Source organism: Methylobacterium sp. WL1 (assembly GCF_008000895.1).
In the GTDB taxonomy this organism is placed as follows: domain Bacteria; phylum Pseudomonadota; class Alphaproteobacteria; order Rhizobiales; family Beijerinckiaceae; genus Methylobacterium.
Genome location: NZ_CP042823.1, coordinates 3270648 through 3283856 on the forward strand (window position 1 = coordinate 3270648; position 13209 = coordinate 3283856).

The 13209-nt window shown below is 67.7% G+C and carries 12 protein-coding genes; 6 read left to right on the top strand and 6 right to left on the bottom strand.

Going from position 1 to position 13209, the window contains the following annotated elements; genetic code table 11:
- Positions 1-309: 309 nt before the first annotated feature.
- The 4 genes from FVA80_RS15930 to FVA80_RS30580 all read left to right on the top strand — a co-directional run bounded on the left by FVA80_RS15930 (position 310) and on the right by FVA80_RS30580 (position 1703).
- The gene (locus FVA80_RS15930; protein WP_147906797.1) at positions 310-807 is read left to right on the top strand and encodes a hypothetical protein; all 498 of its coding nucleotides are present in this window, start codon (positions 310-312) and stop codon (positions 805-807) included.
- A 106-nt stretch (positions 808-913) separates the two neighbouring features.
- The gene (locus tag FVA80_RS15935; RefSeq protein ID WP_147906796.1) at positions 914-1240 is read left to right on the top strand and encodes a hypothetical protein; all 327 of its coding nucleotides are present in this window, start codon (positions 914-916) and stop codon (positions 1238-1240) included.
- Positions 1240-1554 (top strand): hypothetical protein, encoded by a 315-nt coding sequence (locus tag FVA80_RS15940; RefSeq protein WP_147906795.1) that lies wholly within the window; start codon positions 1240-1242, stop codon positions 1552-1554. The genes FVA80_RS15935 and FVA80_RS15940 overlap by 1 nt, the downstream gene beginning before the upstream one ends.
- A complete protein-coding gene (locus FVA80_RS30580) occupies positions 1551-1703 on the top strand; it encodes a hypothetical protein (protein ID WP_187193374.1) in 153 nt (50 codons plus the stop codon). Before FVA80_RS15940 ends, FVA80_RS30580 begins: the two co-directional genes overlap by 4 nt.
- Positions 1704-2301: 598 nt before the next feature.
- On the opposite strand, the gene typA is transcribed toward FVA80_RS30580, so the two are convergent.
- Positions 2302-4128 (bottom strand): translational GTPase TypA, encoded by a 1827-nt coding sequence (gene typA, locus FVA80_RS15950; RefSeq protein ID WP_147906794.1) that lies wholly within the window; start codon positions 4126-4128, stop codon positions 2302-2304.
- Positions 4129-4963: 835 nt separating this feature from the next.
- Between typA and FVA80_RS15955 the strand changes: the two genes are divergently transcribed.
- Together FVA80_RS15955 and FVA80_RS15960 are read left to right on the top strand one after the other, a co-directional pair.
- Positions 4964-7612: an ABC transporter ATP-binding protein gene (locus tag FVA80_RS15955; RefSeq protein ID WP_147906793.1), complete on the top strand. Its 2649-nt coding sequence runs from the start codon at positions 4964-4966 to the stop codon at positions 7610-7612.
- A gap of 85 nt (positions 7613-7697) precedes the next feature.
- A complete protein-coding gene (locus FVA80_RS15960) occupies positions 7698-9134 on the top strand; it encodes a cytochrome P450 (RefSeq protein WP_187193376.1) in 1437 nt (478 codons plus the stop codon).
- On the opposite strand, the gene FVA80_RS15965 is transcribed toward FVA80_RS15960, so the two are convergent.
- The 5 genes from FVA80_RS15965 to minC (FVA80_RS15985) form a co-directional block, all read right to left on the bottom strand.
- Positions 9124-10008, bottom strand: coding sequence for an alpha/beta hydrolase (locus FVA80_RS15965; protein WP_147906792.1), 885 nt, complete (start codon positions 10006-10008; stop codon positions 9124-9126). The two genes, FVA80_RS15960 and FVA80_RS15965, sit on opposite strands and share 11 nt — an antisense overlap.
- Positions 10009-10161: 153 nt before the next feature.
- Complete coding sequence (gene minE / locus FVA80_RS15970; RefSeq protein ID WP_007561229.1) at positions 10162-10500, bottom strand: cell division topological specificity factor MinE; 339 nt, start codon at positions 10498-10500, stop codon at positions 10162-10164.
- Positions 10497-11312 (bottom strand): septum site-determining protein MinD, encoded by an 816-nt coding sequence (gene minD, locus FVA80_RS15975; RefSeq protein WP_147906791.1) that lies wholly within the window; start codon positions 11310-11312, stop codon positions 10497-10499. Before minD ends, minE begins: the two co-directional genes overlap by 4 nt.
- Positions 11313-11341: 29 nt before the next feature.
- Positions 11342-12070 carry a septum site-determining protein MinC gene (gene minC / locus FVA80_RS15980; protein ID WP_147906790.1) on the bottom strand — a complete coding sequence of 243 codons (729 nt, stop codon included), beginning with the start codon at positions 12068-12070 and terminating at the stop codon, positions 11342-11344.
- A 374-nt stretch (positions 12071-12444) separates the two neighbouring features.
- Complete coding sequence (gene minC, locus FVA80_RS15985; RefSeq protein ID WP_246692425.1) at positions 12445-13098, bottom strand: septum site-determining protein MinC; 654 nt, start codon at positions 13096-13098, stop codon at positions 12445-12447.
- Between the last annotated feature and the right edge of the window lie 111 nt (positions 13099-13209).

A 13209-nucleotide genomic window follows, 5' to 3' on the forward strand; every position in this document is an offset into this window, starting at 1 on the left:
AGCCGGGCAACGAAATTGCCTCGCGGCACTTGGCGCAATCTTTCGAAAATTTTTACAATAAAGACGACTTAGTTATTGTAAATTTTAGCTAATAATCGGCTTGCTAGTGCTGTTATGCGGCGTTCAATGTTGCAGTAATTTCAGTTACTTAACAAATAAGCAACATTGCCTTCTGGCGTCACTCGCGATCTTCGCGTCGCGGGACAACGCATTCCCAGGAGTACCTTGGAAATCCTTTGCGCATCGGTCATCTGATTTCAGGGATACCGCCCGACGCCGGCGAACCCGTGACCGGATGGATTGGCCCCTATGCGTTACCTCCTCATACTTCTCGGCTGCCTCGTTGCCCCGGCCGCGCGGGCGCAAGGCTTCGTCAGCCACGACCTCACGGGCCTCTTGGACCCGGTCCGCGTCGCGATCGGCAGCATGGCAACCGTCCAGGCGACTCCGTTGGACCTCAACCTGACCTGCTCCCCGTGCAAGGGATCGCCGAACGTCGAGGTTCAACTCGGACGCCTGACCGACGGGACCGAGAAGCGCGTACGGACCGGCGAGACATCACTGGCGAAACTCGAATCGCTCTGCATCAAGCAGAACCCCGATTGCCGCCTCTCAGCCCTGCCGGTCAGTCCGGCGGTCGGGTGGATCACCGTCTATGCGCTGGGGAATGGCGGGGGATCGACCGCAGTGATCCTGCGTGACGGCGACCTGCTGACGATCCAGGCCCGGGCGGACAGTCCCGGACACGCCGAGGATGCGGTGTTGGCGCTGACGCAGAACGTCGTGCCGAAGATCGTGGGCCCTTGAGGCCTCAGTCGCACGATCAACCCGAGCTGGACCGGCTGGCCCGACGCAACCCTGACCACCCGCCCCCGTTGTCCCGCCACAGCGCGACGAACGAGAGGCAGCAGCCATGGCAGATCAGACGAAACGGCCGTCGTTGAAGGACTTCGACGCCAATGCCGACCGCAACGGCCAGGATCTCGGCCAGGACTCGCCCCTCGACGTGGGATTGCCGGCCAACACCCAGGCCGACCTGAAGCGCAATCCGGCCGGCGACGCAGAGGCGGCCCGAATCGCGTCCGGAACGCCCGGATCGGATGCTACGGACGCAACCGAGGCCGAGACACCCCCGGAGAACCTGAAGAAGCTTCAGGGCGATTTCGGCAAGGGCGCGAACATGAACGAGGCCATCGATCGTGCAACCGCGGCGGTCGGCCAAGACGACGGGAAGCGCTGATGGCCCGGCTCACCAGCGATTCCGGCACGGTCACCCGCAAGCCCGACGACACGGTGGGCACGCCGGGTGAACACCCTGCGGGTGGCGGTCATCAGACCTCCGAACAGGCGGCGATCACCGATATGGGGGGAGCCGGCGCGCCGAAGGCCGAGCCCAAGGAAGGTTGGGGTCAATCCGGCGAGCCCGGACGGGCACCACCAGCGGTCGGCGGTTCCTCGGGCGGTCATTCGGACCAGAAGGCATCCCGCGGCCCAGCCGCCGATGAGAAAGTCGCCGACGGCCATTACCGCGTCGAGCAGGAGCATAAACCGTGAGCGAGCGCGAAGATCCGAAGCCGAAGAAGCCGGCCAACGTCGCCCCCGACGCGGTAAAGGACCCAAACGAGAAGACCGACGGTAAACCTGGGATGGGCCCCCAGGGCGGAGACAGCCAAAACGACGAAACCGACCCGGGCAGCAGTTGAGAGCCCGTTCAAGAAACGATGGCGATGGGGTTGTGCCTCATCGTCAGCGGCAGGCTGCGGCTACGCGTTCACGGCCTTTTCGGCGCCAAAGTGCGACGGCCTGACATCACACGAAGCAGAATGGTAGTCCGACGGCGAACGTTTTGGGATCTGGCGAAAAACGCCGTTGCCCGCGCGGACACAGCGAAGCGGGCCCTCGCCCAATGGCCCGAAACCAGGGCGTCCTTGGTTTTTACGACACGCGGAAGTTGAGCGGCTCGACGGCCAGCGCGACCTCGTCCGGGCGGCAGCCAGTTACGGCACAGGCGTAGCGGATGGCGTCCCGCTGGGTCCGGAACAATCCCCCTGCCCTGCCGCCAGTCTCAACGGCGATCCAGCGGCCGTCTCCGTCCTGACCGACCCGAAAAGGTGCAGCCGGGCGAGCCTGCTGGCTGGAATGCGGGTCGATGGGCATCGAGATCACTGGGTTCACGCGGCCCACCCGGGACGGGCCGCCAAGGCAATCTGCCCTGGCAACGCTGTCCTGTGGGTCAACAAGGGACCAGCCTATAGTCCCGTCGGCAACGGGAGCTGAGTGCCCGGTTGCCGCGCATTCAGCTCAGGCGGCAGTGTCCTTAGACGACCGCTCGACGCGCTTGCGGTCGTTCGGGTCCAGCACCGTCTTGCGCAACCGGATCGACTTCGGCGTCACCTCGACCAGTTCGTCGTCCTGGATCCAGGCGAGCGAACGCTCGAGGGTCATGCGGATCGGCGGCGTCAGGCGAACGGCCTCGTCCTTCGAGGTGGTGCGAATGTTGGTGAGCTTCTTGCCCTTGAGCACGTTCACCTCGAGATCGTTCTCGCGGTTATGCTCGCCGATGATCATGCCCTGATAAACCTTCCAGCCGGGCTCGATCATCATCGGGCCGCGATCCTCGAGGTTCCACATGGCGTAGGCCACGGCCTCGCCCTTGTCGTTGGAGATCAGCACGCCGTTGCGCCGGCCCGCGATCTCGCCCTTGAAAGGCTCGTAGGCCTTGAACAGGCGGTTCATGATCGCCGTGCCGCGGGTGTCGGTGAGCAACTCGCCCTGGTAGCCGATCAGGCCGCGGGTCGGGGCGTGGAACACGAGGCGCAGGCGATCGCCGCCCGAAGGGCGCATCTCCAGCATCTCGGCCTTCCGCTCCGACATCTTCTGGACGACGACGCCGGAATGCTCCTCGTCGACGTCGATCACGACCTCCTCGATCGGCTCGAGGAGCTCGCCGCTCTCGTCCTTCTCGTAGACGACGCGGGGACGGGAGACAGCGATCTCGAAGCCCTCGCGCCGCATGGTCTCGATCAGGATGGCGAGCTGAAGCTCACCACGGCCGGACACGTAGAACGAGTCCTTGTCGGACGCTTCCTCGATCTTGAGCGTGACGTTACCCTCGCCCTCCTTGAACAGGCGATCGCGGATCATGCGGCTGGTGACCTTGTCACCCTCGGTGCCGGCGAGCGGCGAATCGTTGACGATGAACGACATCGTCACGGTCGGCGGATCGATCGGCTGAGCCTGGATCGGGGTGTCCACCTGGGGATCGCAGAACGTGTCCGCCACCGTACCCTTGATCAGGCCGGCGATCGAGACGATGTCGCCCGCCTCGCCGATATCGATCGGCGCGCGCTCCAGGCCCCGGAAGGCCAGGATCTTGGAGACGCGGCCGGTCTCAACAACCTTGCAGTCCCGCGACAGTACCTTGATCTGCTGGTTCGGCTTGACGGTACCGGAGGCGATGCGGCCGGTGATGATGCGACCGAGGAACGGGTTGGCCTCCAGCAGGGTGCCGAGCATCCGGAACGGACCTTCCTCGACCTTGGCCGGCGGCACGTGCTTGAGCACGAGTTCGAACAGCGGCTTGAGGCCCACCGACGGATCCGCCTCGGGGGTGTCGGCCATCCAGCCGTTGCGGCCTGACCCGTACAAGATCGGGAAATCGAGCTGCTCGTCGGTGGCGTCGAGCGCCGCGAACAGGTCGAACACCTCGTTCACGACCTCGTTGATGCGCGCATCCGGACGATCGACCTTGTTGATCGCCACGATCGGGCGGAGACCGATCTTGAGGGCCTTGCCGACCACGAACTTGGTCTGGGGCATCGGCCCCTCGGCGGCATCCACCAGCACGATCACGCCATCGACCATCGACAGGATGCGCTCGACCTCACCGCCGAAATCGGCGTGGCCGGGGGTGTCGACGATGTTGACGCGGGTGTCCTCCCACACGACCGAAGTCGCCTTGGCCAGGATCGTGATGCCACGCTCCTTCTCCAAGTCGTTGGAGTCCATCGCCCGCTCCTCGACCCGCTGATTCTCGCGGAAGGTGCCGGACTGGGCCAGCAGCTTGTCGACGAGCGTCGTCTTGCCGTGGTCGACGTGGGCAATGATGGCGATGTTGCGCAGATTCATGGTGGCCCGAAACGGGTTGTGCCGGCTCCCTGGCGGCCGCGCGGCGCGGCCGTCCGCGCCGGGTGAGGTACGGAGTCGTGATGGTTGCGTCGCAATATAAGCCCGCGCGCTCCGCGGCAAGGCCGCCGCACGCATGCCGGTGTATTACGGAACGCCCATACCCCAATAAACCACAGGTCGCGACAGAGAATTCACTGGCGGAAGAAATCGAAATTCGCGCGCTCGCACACGTGTATCTTCGCGGACGCCAGCTACGGTGATTGTCGGGCGTCGTTCCATTGGCGATCGACCGTCGCCCGCGCGGGCCGGCTGGCGGTGGCGATTCGCCGCCCCTCCCCGTCCGAGACCGGCAGCGGGACATGGGCCCGAACGGGCGGATCCGATGACCAAGCATAGAAGAACAGCACGCGAGACGGCGATCAGCAGCGGCATGGACGCGTCGGCCGCGCGCCTCGATTCGGCGCCGCGTCGATCGTGTTGCGCGCCTCCGGTGGTGCGGCCGAGATGCGCCGGCCGGAGCTGGTGCGTTCAAGGCGACCTGAAGCGATCGCTCCGATCCGCAGCGCCGTACGGACGCGCAGTCTTCGCTGGTAGCCGTTCCGTGATCGAAGGGTGCCGCCGGGTGGCCAGCATGCCCTATATGACGCCGCGATGACGCTGCCGTCCGGCCTCAGGGCAGTGACGTCATCGTGCCGCCGCGCTGACGATCGCGCGCGGCGTCGGGCCCGAGGGATGGAACCGCGTCGTTCGATGGAGTTTTCGCTCAGATCTGTGCGTGCGCGCACACCCGGCTCGCATCGATTTCGCCAGGACGGGCTTTCACCGGACGGATCCGATGCGCGAGCTTGAGCCGCGGCTCTTCCCGTATATCTGGCGCTACTCGAAGGCCGACCAGCTCAAGATCTGCGCGGTGGTCCTGGCCTCGCTGCCGTTCTACTTCGCCTCCCTCGATCTGCCCAAGCGCATCGTCAACGATGCCATCACCGGCAAGGCCTTCGCGCACGGCGAGGCGACCGCACCCTTCCTGGAGATCACGATCGATTGGCCGGACCTGCTGGGCGGCGGGACGACGCGGCTGTTCGAGGGCTTCCAGTTCGACCGGTTCGAGCTGCTGCTGGGCCTCTCGACCCTGTTCCTCACGCTCGTCCTGATCAACGGCGCCTTCAAGTTCTGGATCAACCTGCAGAAGGGTATTCTGGGCGAGCGGATGCTGCGCCGGCTGCGCTATCAGCTGTTCTCCCTGATGCTGCGCTTTACCCCCGAGGCGCAGCGGGAGGTGAAATCCTCAGAGACGGCGACGATCATCCGGGACGAGGTCGAGCCGATCGGCTCGTTCATCGGCGACGCGATCGTGGTGCCGGTCTTCCTGGGAACCCAGGCAGCCACCGCCCTGGCGTTCATCATGATGCAGAACATCTGGCTCGGCCTCGCGGCCGGCGGGATGGTGGCGGTGCAGATGACCGTGATCCCGCGCCTCCGGCGCCAGATCATCCTGCTGAGCCGCCAGCGCCAGATCGCCTCGCGCAACCTCGCGGGCCGGGTCGCCGAAGTGCTCGACGGCCTGCCGGCGGTGACGCTCAACGACACCGGACGTTGGGAACGGGCCGAGATCGGCGGCCGGCTGTACAGCCTCTACGACCTGCGCCTGCGCATCTATCGGCGAAAATTCGCGGTCAAGTACCTGAACAACCTGCTCGCGCAGGTGACGCCGTTCCTGTTCTACGCCATCGGCGGCGTGTTCGCGCTCAAGGGCGAGCTCGATATCGGCCAGCTCGTGGCGGTGCTCGCCGCCTATCGCGATCTCCCACCTCCCCTGAAGGAGCTGATCGACTGGGATCAGCAGCGCCTCGACGTCGAGGTGAAGTACGAGACCGTGGCGGCGCATTTCGGGCCGCAGCGCCTCCAGCCGGCGGAACGGGACTCGCGGGCGACACTGCCACGCCTCGGCGGACCGCTGCGCGTGGAGGCGCTGGCGCTGCGGGATCCCCAGGGGGGGCTGCCGATCGAGACCACGGACGTCGAGGCCGATCTGCCGTCTCGGCTCGCGCTGGTGCCGCCGGGGCCGATCGCACAGGAATTCGCTCGGGTGCTCGCTGGGCTGCGCGTCCCGCCCGGCGGCACGGTTCGGGTCGGCGATCACGACCTGTCGACCCTGCCGCGGGCCGTCCGCTCCCGCCGTATCGCCTTCGCGGATCTCGAACCCGTCCTGTTCCCCGGGACGGTGCGCGACAACCTGCTGTACGGGCTGCGAATCCAGCCGCTGCGGACCCGCGGCATCGATCTCAGCAAGACGCGGATCAACGAGGCGGTGAAGACCGGCAATCCGGCGGACAGCATCGACGATCCCTGGATTGACTACGCCCGGTTCGGCGTCCGCGATGCCCGCGAACTCGACGAACGCCTGCTCGACCTGATGTTCCGACTGGATCTCGGGGACGACCTCTATCGATTCGGCCTCGGAGCCCTGAGCACAGTCGTCCACGACACGCCGGCAGGCCGCCGCATGATTGCCGCCCGGGAGCATCTGCGCGAGCATTTCGCCAAGAGTGGGCTCGCGGACCTCGTGATTCCGTTCTCGCGGGGCAGCTTCAACGCGCAGGCGACCGTCGCCGAGAACCTGATGTTCGGGGTTCCGCGCGACCCAACGCTGACGGATCCGCGACGGCTCGCGGGGGTGCGCCTGTTCCGCGAAGCGCTGGAGCGGGTGAAGCTGCTGGACGAACTCGACCGCATGGGCGTGGCGATCGCCCAGAACCTCAAGGACATCTTCGCCGACGTGCCGCCCGGTCACCCGCTGTTCCGGCGCTTCTCGCTGATCACCCCGGACGCCCTGCCCGATTACCTGCGCCGGCTCGCCCGCTTGCCCGCGGAGGGCCGGCTGGACGAGGCGGACAGCGTGGCGTTCATGGCGCTCGCCCTCGCCTACGTCGAGCCGCGGATGCGCTTCGGTCTGCTCGACCAGCCGCTCCTGCTCCGGATCGTCGGGGCGCGGGGCGTGGTCCAGGCGTTCATGCACGGGCACGACGGCTGCGACATCGAATCGTACGACCCGAACCGTATCAATCCGCGCAGCACCGTCCTCGACAACCTGCTGTTCGGCCGTATCGACACGGCGCGCATGCACGGCGAGGCGATCATCCAGCGCGAGGCCCGGGCGGTGTTCCGCGAGTTCGACTTGGAGCGCCCGGTCCAGCGGCGCGGCCTCGACAAGCAGGTCGGCAATCGCGGCCAGCTGCTCACCGAGCGGGTGCGTGTCCGGATCGGCCTGGCACGGGCGCTGCTGCGCGATCCGGAGATCCTGGTGGTGGACCGGGTGAGCGAGCAGTTGGAGCGTGGGGTCGATACGCTGCTCGACGTGACGGGCGCGGTGCTACCCCATGGCAGTCTCGTGGCGAGCCTGTCGAGCGAGGCCGAGGCGGCCCGCTTTCCAGCACGATTGCAGCTTCGGCCGAACGAGTCCCGCCTGCGCAACGCCGCCGAGTGAGTCGCGCTTGACGGTGCCGGGGCGCACGACCGGGGCGATCCGACAGTTTACAGTCCGGCGCGACTCCGTCACAGAATGGGCCGACATGCCCCCATCATCGGACGCGATCGCGACTTCGGACCGGACGGATCCGAGCCTCGCCGGCCTTCCGCGCCTGGTGCCGCCGCACCCGGCCCTGGCGGAGCGCGAGCTTCCGCTTCCGGACTATCTACGCTCCATCCGCGACAACGGCCTGGCGGGCTTCCCCCGGCGCGCGTTCGAGGAGCCGATCACACGGCGCGGCCTGCTCGGGCGGTCGAGCTACGTCCTGAACGACCCCGAGGCGATCCGGCACTTCCTGGTGGAGAACCAGGCCAATTATGCCCGCACCACCGGGACGATGCGGATCCTGCGGCCGATCCTGGGCGACGGCCTGCTGATCAGCGAAGGCTCGGCCTGGCGCCACCAGCGCCGCACACTGGCGCCGGCATTCACGCCCCGGGCGATCGATGGCCTCGTGCCGCACATCGCCGCTGCCGTGAACGACGGGATGGATCGCATCGTCTCCGAGGCGGCCGAGGGTCCGATCGACCTGTTCGCAGCCTTCCATCGGCTGGCGCTCGAGATCGCCGGGCGGAGCATGTTCTCGGTCGGGATGGACCGGTACGGTCCGGAGCTGCGCGACTTCATCGCCGAGTACAGCGTCAAGATCGGCCGCCCGCACCTCCTCGACATCGTGATCCCGCCCGGCTGGCCGGTGCCGCTCGATTGGGCCCGGGGGCGGTTCCGGCGACGGTGGATCCCGTTCCTCGACCGTATCATCGCGGCCCGCCAGGCTGCGGCACGGGACGAGGGCCATTCCGGAGACCTGCTCGACCTGCTCGCCACCGCCCGCAACCCCGATACCGGCGCGCCGTTCAGTGCGGCCGAATTGCGGGACCAGGTCGCAACCATGATCCTGGCCGGCCACGAGACCACGGCCGGCACCCTGTTCTGGGCCGCCTACATGCTGGCGCTCGCCCCCGAACTGCAGGAGCGGCTTGCCGCCGAGGCGCGGGCCGCCGACCTCAGCAATCTGACCGGCTGCCAGAGCGACGGGCGCCTGCCACTGATCCGGGCGACGGTGGACGAGACCCTGCGCCTGTACCCGGCGGCGTTCGTGATCGTGCGGCGGGCGCTCGGCCCGGACACCCTCGCCGGCCATCCCGTCAGGAAGAGCGACATCGTGATGGTGAGCCCTTGGGTGCTTCACCGGCACCGGTTGCTCTGGTCGGACCCGGAAGCGTTCGACCCCGGACGCTTCCTGCCCGACGCGAAGCCGCCGGCGCGGTTCTCCTACCTGCCCTTCGGGGCCGGCCCGCGCGTCTGCATCGGCGCCCAATTCGCGCTGATCGAGACGGTGCTGTCACTGGCACGGCTGCTGGCCCGGTTCCGGCTCGAACTGGAGGACCGGGAACCGATCCTGCCCCACGCCGTGGTCACCACGCAGCCTCAGCGCTTCGCGAAGTTCCGGCTCATCCCGCGGGAGCCGGTCAGCCCTTGATACCCGTGATGGTGGTCGAGATCGCCCGCGGATCCCGCAGCGGCCAGCGCCCGGCCTCGACCTGCGCCAGGAACTCACCCAGCAGGCGGTTGTAGGCGTCGGGCTCCTCGACGCTGAGCGCGTGGCCGGTATTGGGCAGGATCGCCAGCGCGGCCGACGGGATGACCTGTTTCAGCATCAGGCTCGGAGCGAGGCAGGGCCAGTCCTCATCGCCGGAAACGATCAGGGTCGGCACGGCGATCTGCGCCAGCGCATTCTGCAGGTCGTACAATGACGGTCGTCCCTTCTGCACACCCGCCTGGGTGTTGGCCGATCCGGTCGCCGAATGCTCGGCCAGCATGCGCTTGAATTCGGCGTGCCCGCGGGGATCCTTGGTCTCGAACTGGACCCGGGTCGGCCCGTAGGCATAGCGCTCGGCGAAAGCCTCCATGCCGTCCCGCCGCAGGATCGTCGCGGTTGCCTCGGCCTCGGCGCGAAACAGGTCCTGCCGGTCGGGTTCCGCGCCGTAGCCGCAGCCGCCGAGGCACAGGGACAGGGCGCGGTGGGGATGGCGCAGCCCGAAGTGCAGGGTCGCGAAGGCGCCCATCGAGATTCCGGCCACGTGGGCGCGCGCAGCGCCGATATGATCGAGGATCGCCAGGATGTCGTCGGCGGCGCGGGCCTGAGAATAGGCCGAGACGGCGTTCGGAACGTCGGACGGCGGGTAACCCCGGGCGTTGAACGCGATGGCGCGATAGCGTCGGCTAAAATGGCGAAGCTGCGCCTCGTAGCTGCGGTGGTCCCCCGCGAACTCGTGCACGAAGATCAGCGGCGTACCGCGTCCGCTCTCCTCGTAATGGAGGCGGATCCCGTCATCCGTGGTGGCGCTCGGCACGGTCCATTCTCCCGACGCGATCGACGGCCTATCGCCGCCGAAGCGAGATGGGGCGCAACCACGCGTGGTCGAGATCGACATGACGAAGCCGCGCCCGGCTTCGCGGGCGCGGCTTGCGCAGGTTCGTGCAGGCGGTAACGATCCCGGCCCGGCTCAAGCGGCCTTCTTGGCGGCGGGTTTACGCCCGACTTTGTTGGCCGCGACCTCGGCGAGCTTGGCCGCCAGCTTCGCATCGAGCTTGGCCGAGGCACCGAGCGGAAGCTCGATGTCGAGGCCCAGCGTCGAGACGCCCTCTCCGCGCTCCAGGGTGACCTTCACCTTGTCCGGCTCGACCGAGACGTGGTTGGCGATCACCGCCAAGATCTCCTCGCGGAGCTGGATCACCAGGTCGGGGCGACCCGACTCGGCGCGCTCGTGGGCGAGGATCAGTTGCAGGCGGTCGCGGGCGACCGCGCCGGAATTGCGCTTCTGGAAGATGCCGAGGATGCTCATGCCGCCCTCCGCATGAACAGCTTGTCGAGGAACGACTTCCGCTCGGTCGGCATGCTCATCGGCACGTCCTCGCCCTTCAGCCGGCGCGCCGCATCGGCGTAGGCCCGCGCCGGGGCACAGAGGGGGTTGTTGAGGGTGACCGGGCAGCCGAGGTTCGAAGCGCGCAGCACTTCCTGGCTCTCGGGGATGATCGCGAGCAGCGGGATCGACAGGATGTCGAGCACGTCCTCGGTCTTGAGCATGTCGCCGCGGTCGGCCCGCATTGGGTCGTAGCGGGTGAGGATGAGGTGCTTCTCCATCTCCTCGCCCTTCTCCGCCTTGGCGGTCTTGGAATCGAGCAGCCCGATGATCCGATCGGAGTCGCGCACCGAGGAGACCTCGGGATTGGTCACCACCACGGCCACGTCGGCGTGGTGCATGGCGAGCTGGGCGCCGCGCTCGATGCCGGCGGGCGAGTCGCACACCACCCAGTCGAACCGGTCACGCAGCTCTTCCATCACCCGGGCGACGCCCGCATCGGTGAGCGCGTCCTTGTCGCGGGTCTGCGAGGCCGGCAGCAGGTGCAGGGTGTCGAGCCGCTTGTCCTTGATCAGGGCCTGCGGCAGCTTTGCGTCGCCGTTGACGACGTTGATGAGGTCATAGACCACCCGGCGCTCGGCACCCATGACCAGGTCGAGGTTGCGCAGGCCGACGTCGAAATCGACGACGCACACGCTCTGTCCACCCTGTGCCAGGGCCGCTCCGAGGGCCGCGGTCGTCGTCGTCTTGCCGACGCCGCCCTTGCCCGATGTGACGACGAGAACCTTTGCCACGCGTCGATCTCCCTTGATCCAGAACTGGATTAATCCAGGCTTGCCATTCGGATGTTGCCGCCATCGAGCCAGACCTGAGCGGCCTTGCCGCGCAGGGCCGTGCCCATGTCCTCCGCCGTCCGCACAAGGCGGTCGATCCCCAGCAACTCGGGCTCGAATTTGCGGCAGTAGATTCGTGCGCGCGGGTTGCGCGCGGCACCGGCGATCGCGCGACCGCGCAGAGCGCCGTAGACGTGGATCGACCCGCCGGCGAGGATCTCGGCCCCCGAGGAGACCGACCCCATCACGGTTACGTCGCCGGTCGGGTTGATCACGCTCTGACCGGAGCGGACCGAGCCTTCGACGGTGATCGAGGTGACCACCTGCGGCTCCGGCTCGGCGGGCGCCGCCGGCATCTCGACCGTGTCCGACGGACGCCCCTGCACCAGCAGCGGTGGGAATCCAGCAGCGACGGCGTCGATCCCCTCGATCCCCAGAACCGTGATGCCACGGGCCTTGAGTTCGTTCATTAACGTTTCGAGCGCGTCCGGCTCAGGCTTGAACTGGGCGCAATCCAGGATGACGGCCCGGCCTTTCAGCAGGGTCGGCGAGCGCTTCAGCGCCGCGTCGAGGCCCGCAAGCCACTCGGGAAGCGGCGGCTCGGGGGTGAGGGCGAGGCCCTTGAACGCCCGCCCGCGAAGGCTGAGCGGCCGGGGCGCAGGAGCCGCCCCGGGGGCGGTCTGCGGGTCGTCGATCGGCTCGGGGAGGGTTTCGCTCATGTCGGCCCGTTAAGAGTCCTTACCGGACCATTGACGGCTGGCATGGTTACCGAAGGGTTAAGTTTTGGATCCGGTCGGCAAATTCTGCCGGGATCCTGGTATCGGCGGATCTGTGCGGTCCTCGGACCCCGTCATCGGGGACAATCCGCACCTCAGCGTTTGCGTCCCGCCCGTCGGCACGCGAGCGCCTGAAGGGTCGGCTGATTCGTCTTAAACATCGACAAGAAAACGTATTTCTCGCGGCGCTGTTTCAGGCCTCGCGTTTGCGATCGAACCGTAAAATTTTCGCATAGTCCGGCGTCAGACCATCCGGCGGGGAAATGGATTCCGACCGTTCGTCGGGCGGGCGCCCGGGAGGACGGTAGGCCGCTTCCTTACCCTCGCTCGAAAAGACTGAGCTTGATCGCGTCCTCCACGAGCCGCACCTCCACGGCCTGCCCCTGGAAGGTCGGGTCGAGGTCGTCGGCGGCGCGGTAGAGGCCGTCGATCGCCACCAGTTCCGGCTCGAATCGACGGCACCAGATCCGAGCGCCGGGATTGCCGGCGGCGCCCGCGACCGCGCGGCCGCGCAGGGCACCGTAGACGTGGATCGACCCGCCCGCGATTACCTCGGCCCCCGAGGCCACGGCGCCGAGCACAGTCACGTCGCCTTCGAGATGCAGCACGGTCTGGCCCGAGCGCACCGGCACATCCAGGATCAGCGACCGGGCGATCTCCTTGGCGGCCGGCTCAGGGGGCGCATCCTCACCCGGGGTGGCGACCTCGCCGGCCGGGCGGCCGCCCGAGAGCGCCGGCGGCAGTTCGGGGGTGAGGATCGCGGGCGGCGCGCCCTCGATGCCCAGGATCGCGATCCGGCGGACGGCGAGTTCGGCGATCAGGCCGTCGAGATCCTCGCGGGTGAGTCGCAGACCGGCGAGGTCGAGGATCACCGGCCGGCCGGCGAAGAAGTTGGGCGCGCGGCGGTTCAGGGCGTCGAGGTCGCCGAGCCACTCGGCCACGGGCGGCACGGGGGCGAGCACGGTGGCCATGAAGGAGCGGCCGCGGAAGCGGATCGGCGGGCGCGCCGGCTCGGATGTCGGCTGGGTCACGGGCGTTTTCGGTGTCGCGTGGCGGGTGGCTGCATCCATGCGGCGCGGCTG